Raw genomic sequence first — 24,730 nt, forward strand, 5'->3', positions numbered from 1 at the left:
CTATGGTGAACACACGCACCCGTGTTCGTCAAGGCGAACAGAACGACCGATGGAGCGAACAGCCATGTCGCAGGAAACGACGGGCGCGCCGCTGGAGATCATCGCGGCGTCCCTGCGCCGGGAACGCACCCGCGCGGGCTTGTCCTTGACCGAGGTCGCGCGCCGCGCCGGCCTGGCGAAGTCGACGCTGTCCCAGCTGGAGTCCGGCACCGGCAACCCCAGCGTCGAGACGCTGTGGGCCCTCGGCGTCGCGCTCGACGTGCCATTCTCCCGGCTGGTAGAGCCGGAACGGCCCAAGGTCCGCGTCATCCGCTCCGGCGGCGGCCCGACGGTCTTCGCCGAGCACGCCGACTACGCGTGCACGCTGCTGTCGGCCTGTCCCCCGTCCGCGCGCCGGGACATGTACCTCATCCGGGCGGAACCCGGCACGCCGCGGCGGTCCGACCCGCACATGACCGGCGTGATGGAGCACATCGTGCTGTGCGCGGGACGCGCCCGGGTGGGCCTCCTGGAGGCGCCGGAGGAGCTGAACCCCGGCGACTACATCTCCTACCCGGGCGACGTCCCGCACATCTTCGAAGCCCTCGAGCCGGGCACTTACGGCGTCGAGATCTCCGAGTACGTCTGAGACATCACCAGACGAGAAGTCACCAGCCGCGCTCGGCGAGGCGGTGCGGCTCCGGGAGCTCTTCGACGTTGATGCCGACCATGGCCTCGCCCAGGCCGCGCGAAACCTTCGCGAGGACGTCCGGGTCGTCGTAGAACGTCGTCGCCTTGACGATCGCCGCCGCGCGCTGGGCCGGGTTGCCGGACTTGAAGATGCCCGAGCCGACGAACACGCCCTCGGCGCCGAGCTGCATCATCATCGCCGCGTCGGCCGGGGTGGCGATGCCGCCCGCGGTGAACAGCACCACCGGCAGCTTCCCGGCCTGCGCCACCTCCTTCACCAGCTCGTACGGCGCCTGCAGCTCCTTGGCCGCGACGAACAGCTCGTCCTCGGGCAGCGACGTCAGCTTGCGGATCTCACCGCGGATCTGACGCATGTGCGTGGTGGCGTTGGAGACGTCGCCGGTGCCGGCCTCACCCTTGGAGCGGATCATCGCCGCGCCCTCGGTGATCCGGCGCAGGGCCTCGCCGAGGTTGGTCGCGCCGCAGACGAAAGGCACGGTGAACGCCCACTTGTCGATGTGGTTGGCGTAGTCGGCCGGGGTGAGCACCTCGGACTCGTCGACGTAGTCCACGCCGAGGGACTGCAGTACCTGCGCCTCGACGAAGTGGCCGATGCGGGCCTTGGCCATCACCGGGATCGAGACGGCTTCGATGATGCCGTCGATCAGGTCGGGGTCGCTCATCCGCGCGACGCCGCCCTGCGCGCGGATGTCGGCGGGCACGCGCTCGAGCGCCATCACCGCGACCGCGCCGGCGTCTTCGGCGATCTTGGCCTGCTCGGCGGTGACCACGTCCATGATCACGCCGCCCTTGAGCATCTCGGCCATGCCGCGCTTCACCTTGGCGGTTCCGGTGACGGACTGGGCGGTGCCACTGGCGGTGGTCTGCTGCTCGGACACGACGGGGCCTTTCCACAAAGAGAACAGGGGGTGACGGCTCCGAGCGTAGGTCGGCGGTGGACCCTTCAAGCAGGCCAGTACGCGGCTATCTCAGGAGTCCACTTCCGCCACGCCCGCGACCAGGACTTCCGCGGCCCGGGTGCGCGCGTAGAGGACGTGACGTCCGGCACGGTGCCCGCTGACCAGGCCCGCGGCCTTCAGGACGCCGAGGTGCTGCGACACGGCCCCGGCGCTGAGCCGGGTCCGGCGGGCGAGCTCGGAGGTGGACGCCGGCGCGGTCAGCTCGGTCAGCAGCATGGCCCGGCCGCGGCCCACCACCGCGGCCAGCGCGCCGGGTGCGACGGCGGTGCCGGTCTCCCAGAGCGTGGCGATCCCGCGCGGCGGGTAGCGCAGCACCGGCTGCCACCGCGGGTCGGTCTTGGAGAACACCCGGGGCCAGACGAACGCCGAGGGCACCAGCACCAGGCCGCGCCCGTCGAGCGGGACGGCCGCGTGCAGGTGGCGGTGCGCGACCGTGAGCGTGCCGCCCTGCCAGCGGACCAGCGGGGTGAGGTCGTTGAACAGCTCGGCGGCCCCGCCTTGGGCCAGCAGCCGCGACCGGTGCAGCACGTCGGCCTCGAGCAGCGCGCGGATCCGCGGCCAGTCCGGGGCGAGCACCAGGGCCCAGTACTGCTCCATCAGCGTCGCCAGCCGCTCGAGACCGGCTTCCGGGTCGCGGTGGAAGCGGTTCAACGCCGGCGTGCGCGGCCCGGCCATCGCGTCCAGCTCGCGCCGGACGACGCGGGCGGGCACGTCCCGCAGGTCGGCCAGCTCGTCGGCGAGTTCGGGCAGCGGCGTCGACGGTGTGCCGGCCAGGAAGCCGGGCAGGTGCCGCAGCGGGACGAGGTCGCGCAGCAGCCCGATGTCGAGCCCGGCCCCCTCGATCGCCGCGGTGGCGCGCTTGACCCACGGCAGGTGCAGGGCGTGCTCCCCCGGCCGGTTCAGGACGCGGACGCTCGCCACGACCTCCCACGCCGGGGAGAACGCGAACCGGGTGTGCGCCAGGTCCTCTGTGGAGAATGCCAGGTCGAGCACGCGCTGCCTCTCTGCCGCCGTGCCGCGGATCCTACGTCGCTCCGATGTGGACAGTCGAGGGGGTGGCCGAAAGTCCTTGCGGGAAAGCGAAAATTCCTCGCGGGTCATACTTTCGGGCGACCGCCCGCAGCCGCGGCAAGTTCACCCCGTAGTACGCCTCGGCCCAGTCCGGCATCTCCGGGTCGAGGTAGTTGACGTAGCCCGTGGTGCCGAACTCCGGCCCGAGTCCGTCGCGCACGGCGGCGAGCGAACGCCGTGCTCCGGCCTCGCCGCCGTCCCCGGGTGCCGCGCCGTGGAGGAACTGGAGGCTGGCGAGCGCCGTCCGGTACGGGAACGCGGTCTCGCGGGCGCCGACGCGCGCGATCGCTCCCCCGCCCGAGTCGACGATCGTGCGGACACCCGGGTCCCGGGTGAGCACTTCGACCACCGCGCCCGGGTCGGCGAGCGGGCGGGTCAGCATCCGCGACGTGCCGATGTAGGTGCCCCGGTCCGCCGCCGCCGACGGCCGGGACTCCTGGTCGTCGAACGACCGCATGGCGCTCAGGTGGTCCTGGACGCCCTCGTCCCACTTGGTCGGCGCGGTGCCGACGCGGCGGACGAGGTCCTCGAGGAGCGCGTGCATCCGGGCCTGGGGTCCGAGGAACGTGCCGCCGAGCGTGGCCTCGTTCCCGGCGAGCCCCATGCCCGACCACAGCTCGTCCGGCGCGGCCGGCTGCCACTCCTGCCACGCGGCGAGGAGGGCGGCCCCGGCGGCCGGCGGGAACTCGAGGGCGAAGGTGGCGACGTCCGCGACCGGCACCGTCCGGAAGGTGAAGCCGGTGACGATCCCGAAGTTCCCGCCGCCCCCGCCGCGCAGCGCCCAGAACAGGTCCGGCTCCGCGGTGGCCGAGACCGTGCGGACCCGGCCGTCGGCCGTGACGATCCGCGCCGCCTCGAGGTGGTCGCACGTCAGGCCGTACTTCCGGTCGAGGACGCCGACCCCGCCGCCGAGGGCGAGCCCGGCGATGCCGACCGTGCCGCAGCTGCCCGCCGGCAGCACCCGGCCCGCCGCGGCGAGCGTCGTCGCGATCGGGCCCAGCCGGGCACCCGCACCGATCACCGCCCGGCCATCGGGCCGCGCCTCGATCCTCGAAAACCGGCTCAGGTCCACGACGATCCCGCCGTCCACAGTGGAATAGCCGGGGTAGCTGTGCCCGCCGCTGCGGGCGGCCACCGGCAGCCGGTGCCGGGCCGCGAAGCCCACGGCCTCCTGGACGTCCTCGACGCGCGCGGCGCCGACCACCGCCGCCGGCATCCGGTCGTCGTACATCGTGAAGAAGCCCTGCTTGGCGTCGGAGTAGCCCGGGTCGCCCGGCCGGAACAGCGGCCCGGAAAGCCGCCGGCGCAGCCGCTCCCAGTCGTCCGGCGGTGGCCAGCCCGCCAAGCCCGCCGCCGGTACCGCTCCGGAAATCCGCAAGAAAGTACGCCTGTCCATGTCCGTCCCCCCGCCCCGTGCTCCCCCGGGCATTCGGCTGGTCCCGGGAGCCCTGCCTTGCCGTGACCAGGGTAGCGGGTGTGTGATCGAGGACACATCCCGTACACGAGCCGTTCGCCGAGGAGTCGTCATGGCAGACAAACAGGCCAAGAACGCCGACACCGGGGCCGCCGTCGCTGTGGACGACCCCGCGAAGGTCCGCAACGTGGTGCTCGTCGGGCCCTCCGGCTCCGGGAAGACGACCCTCACCGAGGCCCTCCTCGCGGCGTCCGGCACCGTCCCGCGCGCGGGCTCGGTGGTCGACGGGACGACGGTGTGCGACCACGACCCCGCGGCGGTCCGCCAGCAGCGCTCGGTCGGCCTCTCGGTCGCGCCGGTGCTGCACCGGGGTCACAAGATCAACCTGATCGACACGCCCGGGTACGCCGACTTCGTCGGGGAGCTGCGGGCCGGGCTGCGGGCGGCCGACGCGGCCCTGTTCGTCGTCTGCGCCGCCGAAGGCGTCGACGCGGCGACGGTCGCGGTGTGGGAGGAGTGCGCCGCCGTCGGCATGCCGCGCGCGGTCGTCGTCTCCCGGCTCGACCACCACCGGGCCGACGCGATGGCCGAGATCGCCGCCTGCCAGGCCGCGTTCGGCGCCGGCGTGCTGCCGCTGTACCTGCCCGCCGGCGACGGCCTGGTCGGGCTGATCACCCAGCGGTACTTCGACTACTCCGCCGGGCACCCGCCGAAGACCGGCGAACCCGACCCGGCCGACCTCGAGCGGATGGCCGAAGCCCGCAACGAGCTGATCGAAGGGATCATCGCCGAGAGCGAAGACGAGTCCCTGATGGACCGCTATATCGGCGGTGAAGAGATCGCCGAGGAGACCCTCATCGCCGACCTCGAAACCGCCGTCGCGCGCGGGTCGTTCCACCCGGTCATCCCGGTCTGCGCCACCAGCGGGATCGGCCTGGCCGAAGTCCTCGACGGGATCGTCCGGGCCTTCCCCTCCCCGCTCGAACACCGGCCACCCGACGTCACCACGCCGGACGGCGCGGCGCACGCCGCCATCACCGCCGACCCCGCGGGCCCCCTCGCCGCGGAGGTCGTCCGGACAGCCGTCGACTCCTACGTCGGCCGGGTGTCGCTGGTCCGGGTGTTCTCCGGGACGCTGCGGCCGGAGCGGCCGGTGCACGTGTCCGGGCACGGCCTCGCCGAACGCGGGCACGAGGACCACGACGCCGACGAGCGCGTCGCGCACCTCTACTCCCCGCTCGGCGCGAACCTGCGGGAAGTGCCCTACTGCGTCGCGGGCGACCTCTGCGCATTGACGAAGGTCGGCTCGGCGGAGACCGGCGACACCGTCTCTTCGCCGGAGGAGCCGCTGCTGATGGAGCCGTGGGCGATGCCGGAGCCGCTGCTGCCGGTGGCGGTGGTCGCGAAGACCCGCAGCGACGAGGACACGTTGGCGCGCAACCTTTCCCGCCTGGTCGCCGGCGACCCGACGCTGCGGCTGGACCGCAACGCCGAGACCAGCCAGCTGGTGCTGTGGTGCATGGGCGAAGCCCACGCGGACGTCGTCCTGTCGCGGCTGCGGGCGGGCGGCGCGGACGTCGACACCGAACCGGTGAAGGTGAGCCTGCGCGCGACCTTCGCCAAGCCGGCCAAGGGACACGGGCGGCACGTGAAGCAGTCCGGCGGGCACGGCCAGTTCGCGGTCTGCGACATCGAGGTCGAGCCGCTGCCGCGCGGCGGCGGGTTCCAGTTCGTGGACAAGGTCGTCGGCGGGTCGGTGCCGCACCAGTTCATCCCGAGCGTGGAGAAGGGTGTGCGCGCCCAGCTGCAGAAGGGGCTGGCCGACGGGCACCAGGTGGTCGACGTGAAGGTCACGCTGGTCGACGGCAAGGCGCACAGCGTCGACTCGTCGGACGCGGCGTTCCAGACGGCGGGCGCGCTCGCGCTGCGGGAGGCCGCCGCGAACGGGCACATCACGATGCTGGAGCCCCTGGAGGAGGTGGCGATCCGGCTGCCGGACGAGCACCTCGGCACGGTGCTCGGCGACCTGTCGTCCCGCCGGGGCCGGGTGCTGGGCACGGAAGCCGGCGACGGCGGGCGGACGGTGATCCGGGCGGAGGTCCCGGCGACGGAGCTGCTGCGCTACCTGATCGACCTGCGCTCGATGAGCTCGGGCACGGCGACCTTCACCCGCCGGCACGCGAGGTTCGAGCCGATGCCGGAAGGGATGGCAGTCCACTGAATGCCGTGAAGGGCGCCCTCACGGACTCAAGCGCCATGAGGGTGCCCTTCACGGCATTCCTGCCGAGCCACGTCAGAAGTCGAAGCCGCCCGGGCGGTCGTTGCGGTCGGCCAGCAGGCCCGCCAGCGTCGCCACCGCGATCTCCGGCGGGGTCCGCGAGCCGATGTTCAGGCCCACCGGCCGATGCACCCGGGCGATGTCGGCCTCCGCCACGCCGAGCCCCTGCAGCGCGGACACGTGCGGGCCCGGGTGCCGCGGGTTGCCGAGCACGCCGATCCACCGGGGTTCCTGGCCGAGCGCGGCCTTCAGCACCTCGCCGAGCTCGGGCCGGTGGTGGTCGGTGACGACCACGTCGGCGGTCCCGTCGAGTGCGGGCAGCGTGGTCGCGGCCTCGAAGCCGTCGGGCACGTCGGTGACGCGCGCGGCGTCCGGCTCGAACAGCGCGACGTGGTAGCCGAGGTCCCGCGCGAACTTCAGCAGGTACCGCGAAACCGGCGACGCGAACACCGCCACCAGGGTCCGCACGTCCGGATCGGCCGCCGCCTTGCCGTGGGCGACGTCGCAGGTCTCGCTCATGCCACCCAGTCTGTCAGGCCTGTTCGCCGACCGTCACGCGAAACTGCCACAGGTCGGTCTTGCCCTTGATCAGCACGAGGTACCCGTCGGTCACGCGCAGCACCAGGCGCTGCTGCGGCGACGACGGCCGCGGCGGCCGGTGCTGCTTGGCCAGCATGGCGGCGTCGTCCTCCGCGGTCTGCCGGTCCGGGTACGGCGTCGCTTCGGCTACGCCCCAGCCCCGGGTGTCGCCCATGCCGCCCTGCTCTTCGATGACGACCCACCACGTACTCATGCCCGGTCCGACGCGGGCGGCAGGCGAAAGGTTTCAGATCTCTTCGAGCACGCTCAGCCGGAAGTGGAACGTCGACGTCCGGCCTTCGACGATCACCAGGTACCCACCGGGGCCGCGCAGGACCTTCCGCGACTTCGGCGACCACGGGTAGGCAGGCTGGTACTCCCGCGCGAGCCGCTCCGCTTCGGCCTCGGCGGCCGCCTGGTCGTCGCAGGGGAAGGTCTCCGACAGCGACCAGGTGCGCCCGTCACCCGCGCCGCGCTGCTCCTCGACGACCACCCACCAGCTCACTCGGGAGCCGCCACGGTCTCGCCGAGCGTCACGCGGAAGTGGAACGTCGCGGTGCGGCCGGTCGCGAGCACGAGGTAGCCGTCGCCGACCCGCAGGACCTTCCGTTCCTTGACCGTCGACGGGTGCACCGGCCGATGCTCGAACGCAAGCCGCCGCGCCACCTCGCCGGCGTGGGCCCGGTCGCCGCCCGCCGGCTTGGTCTTGGTGACGTTCCAGGTGCGCCCGTCACCACCGCCGGTCTGTTCCTCGACGATCACCCACCACACGTCAGACCTCCGGTTCGGCGAACTCGAAGTACTCCGGCAGCGGGGCGGTGCCCGCGAGCCGGAAGTACCGCACCTTGCGCCGCCGCCGCAGCCGCAGCGTGTCGCGGACGGCGTCGTTGTGGACGCGGCGGGCGATCACCACCCGGTGTTCCGCGTCGGTCAGCTCCTCGGCCAGCTCGGCCGGCAGGCCCGCCCGGTCGACGCGGCTGAGCTGCAGCGTCAGCTCGTTTTCCTCGCCCTCACGGTCGGCCCGCGGAGCCGCTTCGGCACGCTCGGCCAGCGTCCGCAGGCCCGTGTCGCCCAGCGCCACCGCGACGGCGCGGGCCACCACCGCGCGCCGCGCCAGCGCCGCGTCGAGCGCGGCCCAGCCCGCGTCCATCCGGACGTGCAGCCGGTCGAGCCGGTTCGCCGTCGCCACCAGGAAGAGCCCGCCCAGCACGACGACCAGCGCCAGTACCGGCAGCAGCCAGCCGAGCACGCTCACCGGGCCGGCTCCCGTTCCGGCGCCGCGACGCGCCGCGGGTCGGCGGCGACGGCCGTCTCGTAGACGCGCAGCACCTGCGTGGCCACGACCGACCAGTCGAACATCGTCACCCGCTCCCCCGCCGCCGCGGCCAGCGACGCGCGCCGCGCCGGGTCGCCGAGCAGCTCGCGCAGCCCGTCCGCGAGCGCCGCCGGGTCACCGGTTTCGACGAGCATCCCGGCGTGGCCGTCGTCGAGCACCCGCCGGAACGAGTCGAGATCGCTGGCCAGCACCGGCGTGCCGGCCGCCATCGCCTCGGTGAGGATCATCCCGAAGCTCTCGCCGCCGGTGTTGGGCGCGCAGTAGACGTCGACACTGCGCAGCGCCTGGGCCTTCACGTCGTCGTCGGCCTGCCCGAGCAGCTCCAGGTGCGGCGCCAGTTCGGGGCCGGCGTCGCGGCGCAGCTGCTCTTCGTCGCCGCGGCCGACCACCACCAGGCGCAGGTCCTCGAACTCCGGCAGGATCTGCCGCAGCGCCTCCAGGAGGACACCCATGCCCTTGCGCGGCTCGCCGAACCGGCCGACGAACCCGACCGTGCCGCCGGCCCGCGGGTAGCCCGGCAGCGGTGCCGCCGCGGAGAAGAACCCGACGTCGACGCCGTTGGGGATCTCCACCGCGTCGCCGCCCGCGTGCTCCACCTGCACCCGGCGGGCCAGCGCGGACACCGCGATCCGCGCGGTGATCTTCTCCAGCAGCGGCCGCAGCACCGGCTGGAACGCCGAGAGCGTGCGCGACCGCGTGGTCGCGGTGTGGAACGTCGCGACGATCGGGCCGTCCGCGATGAGCAGGGCCAGCAGCGAAAGGCTCGGCGCGGCGGGCTCGTGCAGGTGCAGGACGTCGAAGTCGCCGTCACGGATCCAGCGGCGCACCCGGGCGTAGGACATCGGGCCGAACTGCAGCCGCGCGACCGAGCCGTTGTACCGGATGCCCAGCGCCTTGCCGGCCGGGTGCACGAACTCCGGCAGGTCGGCGTCGTCGTCGGCGGGCGCGAGCACGGACACCTGGTGCCCGCGCGCCAGCAGCGCCTTCGTCAGGTCGATGACGTGCCCTTGGACCCCGCCGGGCACGTCGAAGGAGTAGGGGCAGACGATCCCGACCCGCATCGGACGCGTGGCCACGCCTCAGCTCGCCTCGTCCAGGCTGACCTGCTCGCCGGCGTCCAGGTCGGCCGGCCAGAACTTCTGCACCATGTGCCAGTCGGCCGGGTGCGCGGCGATGTCGCCGGCGAAGATGTCGGCCAGTGCCTGGGTGGCGGCCGCGACCTCGGCGCGCGCGGTGACGCGGATGCGCGGGTGCAGCCGGATCTGCCAGCCGTCCTCGGTGAACCAGCAGCCGGCCGGGATCAGCGCCGCGCCGGTCGTGGCGGCCAGCCGCGCCGGGCCGCCGGGGAAGCGGGCCTGCTCGCCGAAGAACTTCACCGGGATGCCGCTGGTGGTGAGGTCGCGGTCGCCGACCAGGCAGACGGCCTTGTTTTCGCGCAGCCGCTTCAGCAGCACGCGCATCGCGGAGCTGTCGCCGGTCAGCGGCACGATCTCGAAGCCGAGCGACTCGCGGTACTCGACGAACCGGCGGTAGAGCGACTCGGGCTTCAGGCGCTCGGCGACGGTGGTGAACCCGCCGAGGTAGTCGGCCAGCCAGACGCCGGCGATGTCCCAGTTCCCGCTGTGCGGCAGCGCCATCACCGCGCCGTTGCCTTCGGCGAGGGCCGCGTCGAGGTTCTCGACGCCGGTGATCGAGGCCGCGACCTTGCCGCTGACCTCCTTCTGGTCCATCGACGGCAGCCGGAACGTCTCGTGCCAGTACCGGGCGTACGAGCGCATCGCGCGCTTGGTCAGCTCGTCCATCTCGACCGCGTCCGCCTGCGGCACGACCCGGGCGAGGTTGGCGCGCAGCTGCCGCACGCCGCCGCCGTCCCGCCGGACGGCGAGGTCCGCGCCGAGGGAGAACACCGTGCTGCCGAACCCGGCGGGCAGCCAGCCGGCCAGCCGCCACCCGGCGGAGTAGCCGAAGGCGCTGAGCCGTTCCGACAGCCTGCTCATGCGGATTGCCCCCCGGCGGCGGCCTCGCGGGCCGCCTTGGCCACGGCCGCGAAGCGCTGCAGCAGGGTGATGACCGACAGCACCGCCAGCAGCCAGAGCGTCACGTCCACGGTGTACGGGATGCCGAAGCCGTGCAGGCCGGTCCCGACCAGGGCGATGATCAGCCGCTCGGCGCGTTCGACGAGCCCGCCGTCCACCGGCAGGCCGGACGCGTCGGCGCGCGCCTTGACGTAGGAGATGACCTGGGCGAGCACCAGGCACAGCAGCGCCGCGGCGGCGGCCGGGTGGTTGTCGTCGACGACGAAGCACCACCAGGCGATCGCGGCGAACAGGGCGCCGTCGACCAGCCTGTCGCAGGTGGCGTCGAGCACCGCGCCGAACGGGGTGCCGTAGCCGCGGGCGCGGGCCATGGCGCCGTCGAGGAGGTCGAGCATGGCGAAGCCCCACACCGTGAAGGTGCCCCAGAGCAGGAAGCCGTTCGGGAAGAAGACCAGGGCGCAGACGACGGCGCCGGCCGTGCCGAGCACGGTCATCGCGTTCGGGGTCAGCCCGACGCGGACCAGCGCCTGGCCGATCGGATCGGTGACGCGGGAAACGGAGGCACGCGCGAAGATATTGAGCATCGGTTCGTCTGAGGCACCTGGCTACGAGGATCGGGTGGGCGAGGGCAGCCTATCGACCCACCCCGGCGAACCCGACGCGCCGCCCCGGCTCAGCCCGATTTCGTGAGCTCGCCCTCGTGTTCCCGCGCCTCTTCGGCGGCCTGCGCGGCCGCGCACTTCGGCGACAGGCGCTGCCGGATCGCGGCACTGATCTCCCCGAGCGCGGCGACCTGCTCCGGCGTCAGCGGGTCGAAGAGGCTCTCCCGGACGGCCTCGACGTGCCCGGGCGCGGCCGCCTCGAGCGCGGTGAAGCCGGCGTCCGTCAGCACGGCCCAGGCGCCGCGCTTGTCGGTCGGGCAGGCTTCGCGCTGCACCCAGCCGTTGGCTTCCAGCCGCGCGACGGCGTGCGAGAGCCGGCTCCGCGACGCCTGGCGCGCGTCGGCGAGCTCGCTCATCCGCAGCCGGCGGCCGGGCGCTTCCGAGAGCGACACGAGGACTTCGTAGTACGTGTGCGGCATGCCCGAGTCGTGCTGCAGCTGCCCCTCGAGGTGCGCGCTGAGCATGCGGGTGGCCGCGTTGAACTCACGCCAGACGCGCTGCTCGTCGTCGCTGAGCCATCGGGTTTCGGACATACCCCCATCATACCCTCGGTTGAACACTCAATTAGGGTTTGCCGGTTACGGCATTCGAGCGTTTCACCAGGCGTCGGCGAGCAGATCCCGCGTTTCGCCCAGCAATTGCGGCAGCACCTTCGTCTGGCCGATGATCGGCATGAAGTTCGCGTCGCCACCCCACCGCGGCACTAGGTGCTGGTGCAGGTGCGCCGCGATGCCCGCGCCCGCGATCACGCCCTGGTTCAGGCCGATGTTGAACCCGTGCGCACCCGACACCGCGCGGATCACCTTCATCGCGTGCTGCGTGAACTCGGCGACCTCGCGGGTCTCTTCCACCGTCAGCTCGGTGTAGTCCGCGACGTGCCGGTACGGCACCACCATCAGGTGCCCGGGGTTGTACGGGTACAGGTTCAGCACCGCGTACACCGCTTCGCCGCGCGCGACGATCAGGCCGGTCTTGTCGTCCAGGGACGGGATGCGGCAGAACGGGCAGCCGGTGTCCTCTTCGCCGTCCGGCTTGTCCTGGCCCTTGATGTAGGCCATCCGGTGCGGGGTCCAGAGCCGCTGGAACGCGTCCTGGACCCCGACGCCCTGCTGCTCGACGAGCTCGGGACCGTCACTCACCGAACGATCGTCTCCAGCGCCTCGGCCGACGGCGACGCGTTCTCGCGGCGCTCGATCCAGCTCGCGATGGCGGCCACGGCGTCGGCCACCGGCACGCCGTTGATCTGGCCGCCGTCGCGGAAGCGGAACGACACCGCGCCCGCCTCGACGTCCTTCGCGCCGGCCAGCAGCATAAAGGGCACCTTCTGCGTGGTGTGCGTCCGGATCTTCTTCTGCATGCGGTCGTCGCTCGCGTCGACCTCCGCGCGGATCCCCTTGGCGCGCAACGCCTTCTCGATGTCCTGCAGGTGCTCGACCTGGTCGGCGGTGATCGGGATGCCGACCACCTGCACCGGCGCCAGCCACGCCGGGAAGGCGCCCGCGTAGTGCTCGGTCAGGACGCCGAAGAACCGCTCGATCGAGCCGAACAGCGCGCGGTGGATCATCACCGGCCGCTGGCGGGTGCCGTCGGGCGCGGTGTACTCCAGCTCGAAGCGCTTGTTCTGGTTGAAGTCCAGCTGGATGGTCGACATCTGCCAGGTGCGGCCGATGGCGTCCTTGGCCTGCACCGAGATCTTGGGGCCGTAGAAGGCCGCGCCGCCCGGGTCCGGGACCAGCTCGAGACCGGAGTCGACGGCGGCCTGCCGCAGCGTCTCGGTGGCCTCCTCCCACTCCCAGTCCTCGCCGATGAACTTGTCCGAGTCGCCGCGCGTCGACAGCTCGAGGTAGAAGTCGGAGAGGCCGTAGTCGGCCAGCAGGTCCAGCACGAACTTCAGCAGCGAACGGAGCTCGCCCGGCATCTGCTCCTTGGTGCAGTAGATGTGCGAGTCGTCCATCGTCAGGCCGCGCACGCGGGTGAGGCCGTGAACCACGCCCGACTTCTCGTAGCGGTACACCGTGCCGAACTCGAACAGCCGCAGCGGCAGCTCGCGGTAGGACCGCCCGCGCGAGCGGAAGATCAGGTTGTGCATCGGGCAGTTCATGGCCTTGAGGTAGTAGTTCTCCTCGTCGAACTGCACCGGCGGGAACATGGTGTCCGCGTAGTACGGCAGGTGGCCGGAGGTGTGGAACAGCTCGCCCTTGCTGATGTGCGGGGTGTTCACGAACTCGTAGCCGGCCTCCTCGTGGCGGCGGCGCGAGTAGTTCTCCAGCTCCCGGCGGATGATGCCGCCCTTGGGGTGGAACACCGGCAGTCCCGAGCCGATCTCCTCGGGGAAGGAGAACAGGTCCAGCTCGGCGCCGAGCTTGCGGTGGTCGCGGCGCTCGGCCTCGGCGATGCGCTCGAGGTAGGCGTCCTGCGCCTCGGCCGACTCCCACGCCGTGCCGTAGATCCGCTGCAGCTGCGGGTTCTTCTCACTCCCCCGCCAGTACGCGGCGGCGACGCGGGTCAGTTTGAACGCGGGAATGAACTTCGTGGTCGGCACGTGCGGACCACGGCAGAGGTCACTCCAGACACGTTCCTTGGTGCGCGGGTCGAGATTGTCGTAGATGGTGAGCTCGCCCTCACCCACCTCCATCACCTCGGAGGTGTCCACTTCGGACTTGAGGTCGACCAGCTCGAGCTTGAACGGCTCGTCCGCCAGTTCCTTCTTCGCCTCGTCGACGGAGTCGAAAACGCGCCGCGAGAACTGCTGGGCGCCCTTCACGATCTGCTTCATGCGCTTTTCGAGCGCCTGCAGATCCTCCGGGGTGAACGGGGTGTCGACGGCGAAGTCGTAGTAGAAGCCGTCCTTCACCGGCGGGCCGATGCCCAGCTTGGCGTCCGGGAACTGCTGCTGGACGGCCTGGGCGAGCACGTGGGCCGCCGAATGGCGGATGACGCTGCGGCCGTCCTCGGTGTTCGCGGCGACCGGCTCGACCTCGGCGTCGGTTTCCGGCGCCCACGCGAGGTCGCGCAGCTTGCCCTCGGCGTCACGCACGACGACGACGGTGTCCGGGCCCTTGGTCGGCAGGCCGGCCTCGCGGACCGCCGCGCCCGCCGTAGTGCCCGCCGGTACCACCACGCGGGAGGTGGCCACGGGGGAAACGGGGGGCGACTGCGACACGATGGCTCCTCGGACTGGAGTGACGGAGATGACCCCGACGATGCTAGTCGCCGGTCCGCGCGCGCCTCACGCGCGTCCGCGAACGCCGGACAGGCCGCCTCCGGGTCCGGAAGCGGCCTGCCCGATCAGGGGACCAGGGGTCAGAGGGTTTCGACGACCTGGTCGAAGTCCAGCCGCGGCAGGCGGTCGAACCACGGGTTCTCACCGGGCTTGCCGACGTTGACGACGACCAGCGAACGCCACTTCTTGTCCGCGAAGAACTCGTCGTCGACGCCCTGGGCGTCGAAGCCGGTCATCGGGCCGGCGGCCAGGCCGGCGGCGCGGACGCCGATGATGAAGTAGCCGACTTGCAGCAGCGAGTTGAGCTTGGAGAACTCGACGCGACCCTGCTCGTCGGAGAAGTTGTCCTTGACCTGCGGGGCGTGCGGGAAGACCTGCGGGATGTTCTCGTGGAAGTCGACGTCCGCGGCGAGGACGACGGTCAGCGGCGCGGCTTCGGTCTTGTCCCGGTTGCCCGGGGCCATGTGCGGCAGCAGGCGGGCCTTCGCCTCGGCGGTCCGGAGCACCAGCGCCCGCAGCGGCTGGGTGTTCATCGACGTCGGGGCCCACTTGACGAGGTCGTAGATCGCGCGGACCTGCTCCTCGGTCACCGGCTCGGAGCTGAAACTGTTGGCCGTGCGCGCCTCGCGGAACAGGAGGTTCTGGACGTCCGCGGGAAGCTCGAGGGCCTCGGTCTGCTCGGCAAAGGTGGTCATGGGGCTGGGTTCCTTCCGTTGGTCAGGTACCCGGTCCAACCAGGTTGAGCGTTGAACTATTTCGCGTTCAACCAGTTGTGTGGATCACAGCGGGAGCGGCGCGGGCGCGCGAGCCGCGACGAGCCATCACCCGACCGGGTGCCCCGGCGCGGACGAACACGGCCGCCGACCCCCTCGGTGGGGATCGGCGGCCGTGGTGCGCGATGCGCGGCCCGGACGGGTCAGTAGGCGCCCTGCCCACCCATCACCGCGCGGAAGGTCTTCCAGAGGATCACCAGGTCGAGCGCGAGCGACCAGTCCTCCACGTACCGCAGGTCGAGCCGGATGCTCTCGGCCCACGTGAGGTCGCTGCGGCCGCTCACCTGCCAGAGTCCGGTCAGGCCCGGCTTCACCAGCAGCCGGCGGCGGGCGTCCGGCGCGTACTGCGCGGTTTCCTCCGGCAGCGGCGGCCGCGGGCCGACGAGCGACATCTTCCCGGACACGACGTTGAACAGCTGGGGCACTTCGTCGAGCGAATACCGGCGCAGGAAACCACCCACGCGGGTGATCCGCGGATCGCGCTTCATCTTGAACAGCGGACCCGCGCCTTCGTTCTCCTCGGCGAGGGCCTTCTTGATCTCGTCGGCGTTGGTGACCATCGTGCGGAACTTGAGCATGGTGAACGTGGCGCCGTCGCGGCCGACGCGGCGCTGGCGGTAGATCACCGGGCCGCGGTCGTTCAGCTTGATCGCCAGCGCGATCACCAGCAGCAGCGGGGAAAGCAGGGTCAGCAGGAACGCCGAGCCCGCGCGGTCCACGATCTCCTTCACGACGCGGCGGCCGCCGGTGAACATCGGCGCCGTGACCCGCAGGAGCGGCATCCCCAGCACGCCGGTGACGTTGAGCCGGGGCCCGGCGACCTCCATCAGCACGGGCGCCACGACCATCTCGGCGCCGGTGCCCTCCATGTCCCAGGCCAGCCGCTGCAACCGCTTCGGCGTCCAGTACTGGTCCGCGGTGATCGCCACGACCCGGTACCCGCCGCGCCGCACGTACCGCGAGAGTTCTTCCAGCCTCCCGACCACCGGGACACCCTCGATCTCGCCGCTGTCGCGGTCGGCGCCGTGCCCCGTGAACGTGCACGCCGCCTCGACGCGCCACCCGACGTGCACCTCGGACTTGGTGCGCGCGATCAGGTCGGCGACGGTTTCCGGGCTGCCCGCGGCCATCACCGGCAGCAGGCAGAGTCCCTTGGCGCGCTTGCGGTGCAGGACCTGGCGCAGCAGGTACCGCTGCGGGAACGCGACGAGCGCGATCGCCGGGACGACGACGAACACCCAGACCTGGACCTCGAGCGCGCCGAACAGCAGGCCGCCCAAGGCGACCAGGACGGCCGCGGTGATGAAGCCGCGGCCCAGCGTGCGGTACTCCTCCGCGCCTTCGCCGAGCACTCGCGAGCTCCACGCCCGGCTCACCGGCAGCGAGACGAAGACGGCGAGGATCGTGCCGAAGGCGTGCATGTCGTGCGGGGCAACGCGATCGATGACGAACGCGCTGATCGCGATCACCAGCAGCGTGATGAAGACGTCGCTGCCGATGACCCAGGCTCTGTATCTCGCTTCCCAGGCCGCCGGCAGTGCCTTGGGCGACGGCGTCCCGCCGGCCTCCGCCGGCTTGCCGTCCCGCTGGGCGGGTCGGGGAATGGCCTGGAGGTCGATGTGCGGCGGTGGCTGGCTCACCGTGTAAGACGGCCGCACCGACTCTTCCATCTGATGACCTCCCGGGACCAGGGATCGAACGGGGTCCGCAAGCACGCTGCGTCACGGGCAGTGATTTCTTACAGTCACCACGGCTCGCACTTCGCGCTGTGCCCACGGAGGGCTTCACACGGCAAGGTATCGGCGACTCTCTCAGCATCGTTACAAGGATTTCCAGCCACATGCAGCGCGTCTTTCCCGCCAGAAAATGGCCGCAAGATAACAAGAGGATGACGATGCGTGATAGGGCGTATCCCCACAAAAACTACGGAATGTAGCCAATGGAGCAATACCCGCACCCGGGTGGACCCACGCTCTTCCGAACGGCCGAACCACGCCCCGAGCTCTACAGTGGACACTCCACCGCAAGCCGGGTCCACTGTGGACCACACCGCCGCGCGAGCCCGCCCGGCACACTCCCCCGAGACGTTCGCCGCGAAACCGTCACAGAGGGACACCACGCACGACGTTCGTTCGACAGAAGATCGCCGCACCAACAGACCACAGAGGAACGTCCCCGGGGGTCCGCCGACCCGGCCGGCAACGCGCCTGACAGGGGATACGCAAGATCCGAACGGATCGTTCACTCCGCTTACCGGTGGCCAACATCACACCGCAACCACATACGGGGGTCCCCCGGCGGGGGCATGGGGGACTCGGCCCCCACAGGACACAAAAGCGAGAGCCCCGTCTGCGCATTCCGCAGACAGGGCTCATCAGCTCTCGCGTGGGCGATACTGGGATCGAACCAGTGACCTCTTCGGTGTGAACGAAGCGCTCTCCCGCTGAGCTAATCGCCCGCTCGCGGTGTTGCCGTGAAGACTAGCGTACGACTTCCGGGGGCCTGCAAACGGGTGGTCTCCGGCGACCACACTCCGCTTACCGGCGAGTACGGAACGAACAACCCCGAGCTAGCCGGGGTTGTGGCAGGTGGGGGCCGCCCGACGCCACGTTCGACATCCGTGCGACGGTGCTATCGCCCGGCGACTAAACCGCGCAGTATGGAGGAGTGGGTCCACACGGGGCGCGCCGGTCGATCGCGCGCCGTGGGGTGCTCCACGGGCGCAAACGGGGGCTGATGGGCCCGTCCGGGTGATATGCGGCGCACCTGCGACGGAATCGGCCTCCCGATGCGTCCCAGTGGTGACGCCCTCGGCCGGCCGGGCCGGGAAGGGAGACGAAGGGTAGGACGATGCGCAACGATCACGTGACGCTCCGCTCGACGGCGGTCTTCGACCTGCTGGCGCCGCGGACGCCCGCGGTTCCGGTGAAGGTGGAACTGCGCTACGACACACGCGACCCGTATGCGGTCGTCGCCGCCTTCCGCACCGGCCGCGCCGGCTGGGTCGAATGGGTGTACGCGCGTGACCTCCTCGCGGACGGCCTGCTGGCCGACGCGGGTGACGGCGACGTCCGCATCCGCCCGTCCGTCGAGGACCCCGAGTCGGTGCTGATCGAGCTGAACTCGCCGTCGGGGCACGCGATGTTCGAGGCGTCCGCCCAGGAGCTGGCCGACTTCCTCGACCGCACCTACGACGTGGTGCTCCCGGGCAACGAGCACCTGTGGGTCGACGTCGACGACGCGCTCACCCACCTCATCCCCCACGATCTGGCCTGATGACAGGCTTGCAACGGCGGAGTGACACCCCGGTGTCGCCGCCGTTTTCGGGGTCCGATATGGTTTTCCCACACCACGGCGACGGGTTCCCGGCCTTCCGGAGCGGCTCGTCAAGTGGTCGAGTGCGGATGTAGCGCAGCTGGTAGCGCATCACCTTGCCAAGGTGAGGGTCGCGGGTTCGAATCCCGTCATCCGCTCGGTAGGCTCTCGAGCCTGTCACGGTGGAGTGGCCGAGAGGCGAGGCAACGGCCTGCAAAGCCGTGTACACGGGTTCGAATCCCGTCTCCACCTCGCGCGATTAGCTCAGCGGGAGAGCGCTTCCCTGACACGGAAGAGGTCACTGGTTCAATCCCAGTATCGCGCACCACCTGAAACTGCAGGTCTGAAGCCCTGTCCCTCCCCGGAGGGGCAGGGCTTCAGTCGTCAGTCGCCGACGATCCGACGACGGCGCCAGGCCCGGCGCGCCACCTCCGGGATCCCGTCTTCAGTCAGCCAGGTGCTGTGCGGGTGCCGCCCCTCATGGAAGGTGAACGCCGAAAGGATCGGCGGGCGCCGTTCCTCCGCACCAGCGTCATCAAGCTCGACGCCATCCCACGCTGGCCACCAGAACCGGATCCGGACGCTTGAGCGCCGCCACGGATACCCCTCTGGCGTGCACAGCACTAACGGCTCCCGGTGACTGTCCATCACCTCCTCGTAGAGCACCGGGATACGTGAAGGCCGCGCCACGAGTCGCGTCCCCCGCTGGGGTTTTCGTTGCCCCTTCCTCGGGCGCGAGCTTCCTCGCCTCGTCGGCGGCCAGTTCCGACTGTCCGGACAGTGATCATCATCACCCTTCCGCCCTCCTTTGTAGACTTTCCCGCCAACCTCCTTCAGCGGAGTCCGGATCTCGATGCCTGCGCCGCCGAAGAAGCCCAGAATCGCATCGCGGCACTGCTCAAGCTGAAGGATGTGCCTTTCGAGCTAGCGACAGCCTGACCCAACTCGCAGCGAGAGATGCGGCATCGGCGACGACGTCCGTGTACTTCTCATGCCCGACTTGAATACCAGCTCCTTGACCTCGGCGGCTCGGGCCGCCCGGAGCGCCCCACGGTCAACCACGTCGGGTGAACGAAGGAACGATTCAAGGCTCTCGCAGCAACTCGCAGGAATCCCGGATAAACACGGCCCGAAGGGACCTCGACATCGACCGCATGGCCAATTTGGGGGCGTTCGAGTCGATCGCCGCCCAGGTGACATCATGCCTCATCCGGCTTACCGAACTCGTCGCGAAACCGAAGATAACTGCGACAGCACAACACCTGACTGGTCCGACGAGCTCACCTGACCTAACGGCGGAGGCACCGTCGACATCCCTCGACCTCGCGACTGCAAGCGCAACGGACCGCCAGGTGTATCCGGACCAAGCCACTAGCTAGTTACCTCCGTCTCGAGTCGCACGGCCGGGTTGCGCGATGGATTCGAGGGAGGGGTTGTTCGCCGCGACGCTCGTCGAGTGCAGGTGGGAGCACTTTCCGAATCAGTGCGGGCAGCGGCGACCCGCGGCGCGGTCACGACTCCTGGTCGGCGAACAGGTCGTAGGTTTCGAATCCGTACCGAGCCACCACCGTGGCCCACATCCGGTAGGTTGCCGTATCGCCACGGACGTCGGTTCCCTCGCGACGAAGAGCTTCGATCCAGGCGGACAAGCGGCAATCGACCCCGCCGGCTTTCAGCACCGCGGTAATGTCCGGCTCCGATACGGCAGTGGAAAGCCGAATAAGGAGGGATCGGGCGCGATGGGGATCGCCGACCAGTGTCGCCAGTAGGAGCGCCGGAGCCTGGTATTCGCCTTCACTCAAGAACCTCTCGAGCCGCTCCGATGGGACCGACAGCCTGACCAGCCTATAAAGGTTCGCGAGCTTCTTGACAGCACGCGGCGTCGGGAGCAGCACCGCTACTCGGGCGAGGAAGTCCTGCTCGAAACTCCGAATGCGCAGACCCTCCGCGGCGACATCTGCCACGGACAGCGCGGCTTCCTGAAGGGGATGGTGAGGTGTCGCTTCCGCCGTACCGTGGTGAACGTTCGTCGGCGTTCTTTCGACGACCGCGCCAGCTTCCGGTGTGAATGGCTGTGGGATGTCCACCGCGGGCGCGGGCTCTTCCTCGCTCTCGTCGTCGACGGGCAGCATCGAGCGCAGGTAGTTTGCGGCCCGGACACCCATCGGCCGGAGGGCGAATGGGATGTGGAAGATCTTGTCCAGGTAGTCGAGCGGGGTGACGGTGTCGGCTAGCAGCCCGCTGTGGTGCTGATTCAACGCGTTGAGCAACCATCGCGGGTCCACTGCTACGACGACCATGAACAGGTCCATGGTGAGCAGGAGATTGACCGCCTGGAGCACGTCGGCAACCCGGCCGGGCCGGCAACGGTCGAGATCGTCGACGTAGAGCACGACACGCTGCAACGGCGGCCTGCCCTCTTCGCCACGGTCTCGCCATGTCACCCGGATCTTCGCGAGGTCCTCGCTCAATCGGCGCAGGTCGTGATGGATGCGCCCGGTCAAGCCGCGGAAGTTCTCGTAGCGCTCGGCCGTGCTGATCTCGGCGAGCAAACGGTGGAGGCGGTGGGCGGGATCGACCCGCGCCAGCGCGTCGTCCGCATTCTCGATGTCGGCGTCGAGCTCGTTCTTGCGTCGCAGCAGCTGCTTGCGCACGTTCTCGGTCGACTCGGCGAGCCGGTGCCACGCTGTGACCAAGGGCGTGGCCACTCCGGCAACCCCGGCGATCACCGCGCTGATCCAGGTCAGCTGCGCTTGGCCGAACCGGACACCGAACACGACACCAGCGGCTCCGGCGACCGCGGCGAACACGACGAGCCATCCACGCGGGCCACGAAGTTCCCGCCACGTGCTGCGCAACGCAGCCCGGGCGACCCGCGCGCTACGCAACGGAGCCCGCGCCGCGGCGAACCAGCCACGGTCGGCCCCGATCCGGTCGATTGCACCGAGGTCGGCGGCGAGCCGCTCCCGATCCGCCTTCCGCGTCGACAGCTTCGCCTTGAGCTCGGCGACCTCGTCCGCGGCCGCCTCACGCTCGGCGGCCTTGTCCGGTGCCTGTGCCAGGTCGTCGTTGGCCAGCTCGCGGAACATGTGCTCGACCAGCCCGACCCACAGGTGGTCGTCGCTGTAATGCCACGCGTTGAACGTCACCTGCTTCAAGTTCGAGACGTAAGCGCTGCCGGGATGTGCGCGGGCCTTGTTCGCGGTGTCCTCCAGCCAGGCTCGCAGCTGACGCATGAACGTCGACTTGCCTGTACCCCAATCGCCGAGCAGGGCCACTGACAGCGGCGGGCGGACCGCTACCGCGGCAAGCATCGCTCCGATCCGGCGGACATCGTCAGCGATGTCGAGCTGGTCGATGCTGCTCTCCAGGTCGCTCTGGACGTCGGCGAGCGTCTCGACGAGAACAGCCGGTCGCACAGTTTCGGCGGCGAGCTGAGTGCCGGACGCCAGGTCCCACTTGCGGACCGTGCCGTCCGCCGAGCCGGACAACAGCACCGCTCCAGTGTCATCGAGGAACGCCAGCGAGGTGATCGTGCCGTCATGACCACGCAACGGGGCTCCGGCAGATGCACCGGTCTCGGCATCCCACTGCCGTACGACCTGGTCGGTGCCGCCGCTGTAAATCCGTCGTCCGTCCGGACTGAAGCGGACGACGGTCACTGAGCCCTTGTGTCGCTCCTTCGGCGATGTCAGCGGTTCACCGGTGCCGGCGTTCCACACTCGAGTCCGGCCGTCGCTGCCGCCACTGACGATCCGTCGGCCCGCCGGGTCCACCGCCACGGTCAGTACTCCGCGGGAAGGCGCCGTGATCGGCTTGCCCAGGCGGTTCCCGGTTTCCGCGTCCCAGCGAATGAGCGCGCCGTCGTCGCTGCCTGCCGTGATGATCTGGCGCCCGTCTGGCGTCACGACGACCGAGTTGATGGCGCCGCGGTGCCCTGTCAGTGGGCTGCCGATGGGCTCTCCGCTGTCGCGATCCCACCGGCGTACCGTCCCGTCTGCGCCGACGCTCACCATCCGTCGGCTATCGGGAGTAAACGCGACCGCTCGGACGCCGCCCTCGTGCCCGATCAGCGAGCCATCGGTGGGGTTGCCCGTCACGGCGTCCCATCGGACGATCGCGCCGTCCTCACCGGCCCGGACCAGTACCTTTCCGTCCGGAGAGAGCGCCAGCGCGTTGACCCAGCCGTCCGGCGCCCGCAGCCGCCCGTGTGCGCGGCCGGTGCGTGCGTCCCAACGCCGCACGGAGCCGTCGATACTCGCGCTGAAGACTGTGCCGGTCTCCTGGTGCACGGCGAGGGCGTTGACGGCGACAGCGGGCCCCTGGAAGTACTCGGTGAAGTTGCTACCACGACTGACCGATGCGAGGCCGATCGTGCCGTCGTTGCCGCAGCTGATCACCCGGTCGCCGCCCACACTGACCAGAACGGAGCGGACCCAGTCGGTGTGACCGAACAGCGGGCTAGCGGCACCGTCGGCAAGATCCCAGTAGCGGACCGTACCGTCACTGCCGCCGCTCACGATTCGCTTGCCGTCCGGCGTCACCGCCACGGTGAACACGGTGCCGTCATGGCCGAGCATGGGCTCGCCGATCGCCAACCCGGTGCGAAGGTCCCAGCGACGGATGGTGCCGTCACTGCCGCCGCTGACGAGCTCGGTCTCCTCCGGCGTGAGGGCCAGAGCCTGTACCCACCCGACGTGGCCGGTGAGAGCAGCGCGTTGGCCGCTGAGGCGGATGATTCCGTCAGTACCACTCCAAATGACCCCGGACTCGTCTGCTATCACAGCCCGTACCGATCCTTCGGTCCGTGTTGTGGTGACTTCGCCGGAGCGGAGGTTCCAAGCGCTGACCGTCCCGTCGTCGCCGCCGCTGATGACCCGCATACCGTCAGAGCTGACTCGCACGGCCCAGATCAGACTCGTGTGGCTGGGTACCTCCTCGATGAGGCGACCGGTTTCGACATCCCAGAGGCGGACTACTCCGTCGCCCCCGCCGCTGACGATATTCCGCCCGTCGGGCGTGACCGCGACGGCCAGCACCCATCGCGAGTCCGCAGTGATGGGTTCGCCGATCTCTCGCCGTTCCAGCAAATCCCAACGCCGGAGAGCTCCGTCGCCGCCGCCGGTCACGACCCAGCCGTCGGACGCCATAGCCATCGAGAAGAACGGCCAGAAGTGCCGCGCGAACGGCTTGCTGTCCACCACGTGCTAGTAGTCGCTGCTCTCATCCGGAATGTGACACCGTGATCCCTCGGCGGGTCGGTAAGCCGAGACCCGTTGGCGGACATCCGGCCAAGCCAGCGACCGCAGGGTGCCGAACGGCAGTCGGCTGCGGAGGGCAGAGTTCGCGGGAACGATGTGCCTCGCCCCGCGCGGCGAGAATAGTCTTGGCGGGTTGGACTCCGCCTTCACAACGGCCAAGGGAAGCAAAGATCAAGTCGAGCCAGATTCGCGAAGGTCTGGGATATCCAGTTCCCTGCGGGCGGCTTCCAGAAACGGAAACCGCCGTTCCGCCATGAACTCCCAGACGTTGACGCCCGCCGGAAGACTCCCATAGACGGCATCGTGAAGACGCTGGGCGTACTCGACTGATGCATGAATGAGTTGTTGTGTACCAACAAGTTCGATACATTTTTGCAGGTACCACATGCGATGAGTCGCAGGTTGTGGCACTTCACCGTGGCCTCCGTGCTCGAAGCGGTGCTCGGCCACCCTCTCCACTAATTGCATGCCTTCGAGGAAGTTGAAAATCACTTCTTTGCGCTCTGCTCGAATTTCGGCGACTCGTCTGATTTTTTCTTGCCGCTGAGTAGTCCGGGTCGCGAGATACTGCGCAGCGAATGACGCAGTTGCCCCGATCAGGACGCCTACCAGCGGCAGGATGACTGCCCAGTTCATGTCGCCGCCTTAGAGTGAACGTCTGAAACCGGTTGCAGGCACTGAGGAGGAACTGGCGTGGGTCGAAGGCGAAGCAGTGACGTGTCATGTCCCCCGCCGACGAGGCCGCTCGGCCACTCACGGCAATAGGGCCTCCGGAAGGTCATGTCGACCACCAAGCCTTTGGACACGTACGCGCTCGACGGCATACTCCGGATGCGCCTGGTCGACACGAATCGCCGGCTGATAGGCGGTCGCGAACGGCTGCCCAAAATGATGTCCCTCGAGATGGGAAACCGCGAACTGGCCGAGTGCCCCACACACCTTGTCGAGCACCGACCGGCTCGTCCACACGTTGTCGTCCAATCGGCACCTCTCAACCAGAGTAGTGCACCACAAGTCGTCGACGGCCGATTCCCTGTTACTCACGGTCTGCTCAAGCGCGAAGCTAGGCCAGTGACAACTACAGGGGACCAAGTCCGGTGGGCGAAGCCGCTGCTGCCAGTCTGAGCCGGCTT

General features: G+C 70.1%; 24 protein-coding genes and 4 tRNA genes. 7 read left to right on the forward strand and 21 right to left on the reverse strand.

Features of this window, described 5'->3' with window-relative positions:
• The first annotated feature begins 64 nt into the window (after positions 1 to 64).
• Positions 65 to 628, forward strand: coding sequence for a helix-turn-helix domain-containing protein (locus QSK39_RS17460; protein WP_285478792.1), 564 nt, complete (start codon positions 65 to 67; stop codon positions 626 to 628).
• Positions 629 to 647: 19 nt separating this feature from the next.
• On the opposite strand, the gene pdxS is transcribed toward QSK39_RS17460, so the two are convergent.
• The 3 genes from pdxS to QSK39_RS17475 all read right to left on the reverse strand — a co-directional run bounded on the left by pdxS (position 648) and on the right by QSK39_RS17475 (position 4,116).
• Complete coding sequence (gene pdxS, locus QSK39_RS17465) at positions 648 to 1,568, reverse strand: pyridoxal 5'-phosphate synthase lyase subunit PdxS (protein ID WP_285478793.1); 921 nt, start codon at positions 1,566 to 1,568, stop codon at positions 648 to 650.
• Between the two features lie 90 nt (positions 1,569 to 1,658).
• Entirely contained in the window at positions 1,659 to 2,642 is a 984-nt protein-coding gene (locus tag QSK39_RS17470; RefSeq protein ID WP_285478794.1) for a DUF5937 family protein, read from the reverse strand.
• 31 nt (positions 2,643 to 2,673) lie between these two features.
• Complete coding sequence (locus tag QSK39_RS17475; RefSeq protein WP_285478795.1) at positions 2,674 to 4,116, reverse strand: FAD-binding oxidoreductase; 1,443 nt, start codon at positions 4,114 to 4,116, stop codon at positions 2,674 to 2,676.
• A gap of 130 nt (positions 4,117 to 4,246) precedes the next feature.
• Between QSK39_RS17475 and QSK39_RS17480 the strand changes: the two genes are divergently transcribed.
• Positions 4,247 to 6,355: an elongation factor G-like protein EF-G2 gene (locus tag QSK39_RS17480; RefSeq protein ID WP_285478796.1), complete on the forward strand. Its 2,109-nt coding sequence runs from the start codon at positions 4,247 to 4,249 to the stop codon at positions 6,353 to 6,355.
• A 72-nt stretch (positions 6,356 to 6,427) separates the two neighbouring features.
• On the opposite strand, the gene QSK39_RS17485 is transcribed toward QSK39_RS17480, so the two are convergent.
• The 14 genes from QSK39_RS17485 to QSK39_RS17550 form a co-directional block, all read right to left on the reverse strand.
• A complete protein-coding gene (locus QSK39_RS17485; RefSeq protein WP_285478797.1) occupies positions 6,428 to 6,931 on the reverse strand; it encodes an XdhC family protein in 504 nt (167 codons plus the stop codon).
• 13 nt (positions 6,932 to 6,944) lie between these two features.
• Positions 6,945 to 7,205, reverse strand: coding sequence for a hypothetical protein (locus QSK39_RS17490; RefSeq protein WP_285478798.1), 261 nt, complete (start codon positions 7,203 to 7,205; stop codon positions 6,945 to 6,947).
• 33 nt (positions 7,206 to 7,238) lie between these two features.
• Complete coding sequence (locus QSK39_RS17495; RefSeq protein ID WP_285478799.1) at positions 7,239 to 7,496, reverse strand: hypothetical protein; 258 nt, start codon at positions 7,494 to 7,496, stop codon at positions 7,239 to 7,241.
• Entirely contained in the window at positions 7,493 to 7,753 is a 261-nt protein-coding gene (locus QSK39_RS17500; RefSeq protein ID WP_285478800.1) for a hypothetical protein, read from the reverse strand. The genes QSK39_RS17495 and QSK39_RS17500 overlap by 4 nt, the downstream gene beginning before the upstream one ends.
• Before the next feature lie 10 nt (positions 7,754 to 7,763).
• Positions 7,764 to 8,246: an NUDIX hydrolase gene (locus QSK39_RS17505; protein WP_285478801.1), complete on the reverse strand. Its 483-nt coding sequence runs from the start codon at positions 8,244 to 8,246 to the stop codon at positions 7,764 to 7,766.
• Positions 8,243 to 9,388 carry a glycosyltransferase family 4 protein gene (locus QSK39_RS17510; RefSeq protein WP_285479924.1) on the reverse strand — a complete coding sequence of 382 codons (1,146 nt, stop codon included), beginning with the start codon at positions 9,386 to 9,388 and terminating at the stop codon, positions 8,243 to 8,245. Before QSK39_RS17510 ends, QSK39_RS17505 begins: the two co-directional genes overlap by 4 nt.
• An 18-nt stretch (positions 9,389 to 9,406) precedes the next feature.
• Positions 9,407 to 10,324: a phosphatidylinositol mannoside acyltransferase gene (locus QSK39_RS17515; protein WP_285478802.1), complete on the reverse strand. Its 918-nt coding sequence runs from the start codon at positions 10,322 to 10,324 to the stop codon at positions 9,407 to 9,409.
• Complete coding sequence (gene pgsA / locus QSK39_RS17520; RefSeq protein ID WP_285478803.1) at positions 10,321 to 10,947, reverse strand: phosphatidylinositol phosphate synthase; 627 nt, start codon at positions 10,945 to 10,947, stop codon at positions 10,321 to 10,323. The genes QSK39_RS17515 and pgsA overlap by 4 nt, the downstream gene beginning before the upstream one ends.
• 89 nt (positions 10,948 to 11,036) lie before the next feature.
• Entirely contained in the window at positions 11,037 to 11,558 is a 522-nt protein-coding gene (locus tag QSK39_RS17525; protein WP_285478804.1) for a MarR family winged helix-turn-helix transcriptional regulator, read from the reverse strand.
• Positions 11,559 to 11,621: 63 nt separating this feature from the next.
• The gene (locus QSK39_RS17530) at positions 11,622 to 12,164 is read right to left on the reverse strand and encodes an HIT family protein (protein ID WP_285478805.1); all 543 of its coding nucleotides are present in this window, start codon (positions 12,162 to 12,164) and stop codon (positions 11,622 to 11,624) included.
• Complete coding sequence (thrS, locus tag QSK39_RS17535) at positions 12,161 to 14,188, reverse strand: threonine--tRNA ligase (protein ID WP_285478806.1); 2,028 nt, start codon at positions 14,186 to 14,188, stop codon at positions 12,161 to 12,163. Before thrS ends, QSK39_RS17530 begins: the two co-directional genes overlap by 4 nt.
• Before the next feature lie 140 nt (positions 14,189 to 14,328).
• Positions 14,329 to 14,943 (reverse strand): malonic semialdehyde reductase, encoded by a 615-nt coding sequence (locus QSK39_RS17540; RefSeq protein ID WP_285478807.1) that lies wholly within the window; start codon positions 14,941 to 14,943, stop codon positions 14,329 to 14,331.
• Between the two features lie 221 nt (positions 14,944 to 15,164).
• The gene (locus QSK39_RS17545; RefSeq protein ID WP_285478808.1) at positions 15,165 to 16,691 is read right to left on the reverse strand and encodes a sugar transferase; all 1,527 of its coding nucleotides are present in this window, start codon (positions 16,689 to 16,691) and stop codon (positions 15,165 to 15,167) included.
• A 716-nt stretch (positions 16,692 to 17,407) separates the two neighbouring features.
• Positions 17,408 to 17,479: transfer RNA gene (locus tag QSK39_RS17550), tRNA-Val, on the reverse strand.
• A gap of 392 nt (positions 17,480 to 17,871) precedes the next feature.
• On the opposite strand from QSK39_RS17550, the gene QSK39_RS17555 reads away from it, so the two are divergent.
• The 4 genes from QSK39_RS17555 (at position 17,872) to QSK39_RS17570 (ending at position 18,664) form a co-directional block, all read left to right on the forward strand.
• Positions 17,872 to 18,297, forward strand: coding sequence for an SsgA family sporulation/cell division regulator (locus QSK39_RS17555; protein ID WP_033293569.1), 426 nt, complete (start codon positions 17,872 to 17,874; stop codon positions 18,295 to 18,297).
• A 124-nt stretch (positions 18,298 to 18,421) separates the two neighbouring features.
• Positions 18,422 to 18,494, forward strand: a tRNA-Gly gene (locus QSK39_RS17560).
• Between the two features lie 23 nt (positions 18,495 to 18,517).
• Positions 18,518 to 18,588: transfer RNA gene (locus tag QSK39_RS17565), tRNA-Cys, on the forward strand.
• A 1-nt stretch (position 18,589) separates the two neighbouring features.
• Positions 18,590 to 18,664 (forward strand) — tRNA-Val (locus QSK39_RS17570).
• Between the two features lie 56 nt (positions 18,665 to 18,720).
• Here the strand turns inward: QSK39_RS17570 and QSK39_RS17575 are convergent.
• Positions 18,721 to 19,002 (reverse strand): hypothetical protein, encoded by a 282-nt coding sequence (locus QSK39_RS17575; protein WP_285478809.1) that lies wholly within the window; start codon positions 19,000 to 19,002, stop codon positions 18,721 to 18,723.
• A 114-nt stretch (positions 19,003 to 19,116) separates the two neighbouring features.
• On the opposite strand from QSK39_RS17575, the gene QSK39_RS17580 reads away from it, so the two are divergent.
• A complete protein-coding gene (locus tag QSK39_RS17580; RefSeq protein ID WP_285478810.1) occupies positions 19,117 to 19,275 on the forward strand; it encodes a hypothetical protein in 159 nt (52 codons plus the stop codon).
• A 572-nt stretch (positions 19,276 to 19,847) separates the two neighbouring features.
• Here the strand turns inward: QSK39_RS17580 and QSK39_RS17585 are convergent.
• The 3 genes from QSK39_RS17585 to QSK39_RS17595 form a co-directional block, all read right to left on the reverse strand.
• Entirely contained in the window at positions 19,848 to 23,537 is a 3,690-nt protein-coding gene (locus QSK39_RS17585) for a P-loop NTPase fold protein (protein ID WP_285478811.1), read from the reverse strand.
• 231 nt (positions 23,538 to 23,768) lie between these two features.
• Positions 23,769 to 24,233: a hypothetical protein gene (locus tag QSK39_RS17590; RefSeq protein ID WP_285478812.1), complete on the reverse strand. Its 465-nt coding sequence runs from the start codon at positions 24,231 to 24,233 to the stop codon at positions 23,769 to 23,771.
• A 117-nt stretch (positions 24,234 to 24,350) separates the two neighbouring features.
• Positions 24,351 to 24,578, reverse strand: a complete 228-nt coding sequence (locus tag QSK39_RS17595; RefSeq protein WP_285478813.1) for a hypothetical protein — start codon at positions 24,576 to 24,578, stop codon at positions 24,351 to 24,353.
• Positions 24,579 to 24,730 lie beyond the last annotated feature (152 nt).

Source organism: Amycolatopsis sp. NBRC 101858 (assembly GCF_030269325.1).
GTDB lineage: Bacteria > Actinomycetota > Actinomycetes > Mycobacteriales > Pseudonocardiaceae > Amycolatopsis > Amycolatopsis ponsaeliensis.

Coding starts and splice junctions, on each gene's coding strand:
- QSK39_RS17460 (WP_285478792.1), top strand. CDS start 65: ATGTCGCAGGAAACGACGGGCGCGCCGCTGGAGATCATCGCGGCGTCC.
- QSK39_RS17475 (WP_285478795.1), bottom strand. CDS start 4,116: ATGGACAGGCGTACTTTCTTGCGGATTTCCGGAGCGGTACCGGCGGCG.
- QSK39_RS17480 (WP_285478796.1), top strand. CDS start 4,247: ATGGCAGACAAACAGGCCAAGAACGCCGACACCGGGGCCGCCGTCGCT.
- QSK39_RS17485 (WP_285478797.1), bottom strand. CDS start 6,931: ATGAGCGAGACCTGCGACGTCGCCCACGGCAAGGCGGCGGCCGATCCG.
- QSK39_RS17490 (WP_285478798.1), bottom strand. CDS start 7,205: ATGAGTACGTGGTGGGTCGTCATCGAAGAGCAGGGCGGCATGGGCGAC.
- QSK39_RS17510 (WP_285479924.1), bottom strand. CDS start 9,388: ATGCGGGTCGGGATCGTCTGCCCCTACTCCTTCGACGTGCCCGGCGGG.
- QSK39_RS17515 (WP_285478802.1), bottom strand. CDS start 10,324: ATGAGCAGGCTGTCGGAACGGCTCAGCGCCTTCGGCTACTCCGCCGGG.
- pgsA (WP_285478803.1), bottom strand. CDS start 10,947: ATGCTCAATATCTTCGCGCGTGCCTCCGTTTCCCGCGTCACCGATCCG.
- QSK39_RS17525 (WP_285478804.1), bottom strand. CDS start 11,558: ATGTCCGAAACCCGATGGCTCAGCGACGACGAGCAGCGCGTCTGGCGT.
- QSK39_RS17540 (WP_285478807.1), bottom strand. CDS start 14,943: ATGACCACCTTTGCCGAGCAGACCGAGGCCCTCGAGCTTCCCGCGGAC.
- QSK39_RS17545 (WP_285478808.1), bottom strand. CDS start 16,691: ATGGAAGAGTCGGTGCGGCCGTCTTACACGGTGAGCCAGCCACCGCCG.
- QSK39_RS17555 (WP_033293569.1), top strand. CDS start 17,872: ATGCGCAACGATCACGTGACGCTCCGCTCGACGGCGGTCTTCGACCTG.
- QSK39_RS17590 (WP_285478812.1), bottom strand. CDS start 24,233: ATGAACTGGGCAGTCATCCTGCCGCTGGTAGGCGTCCTGATCGGGGCA.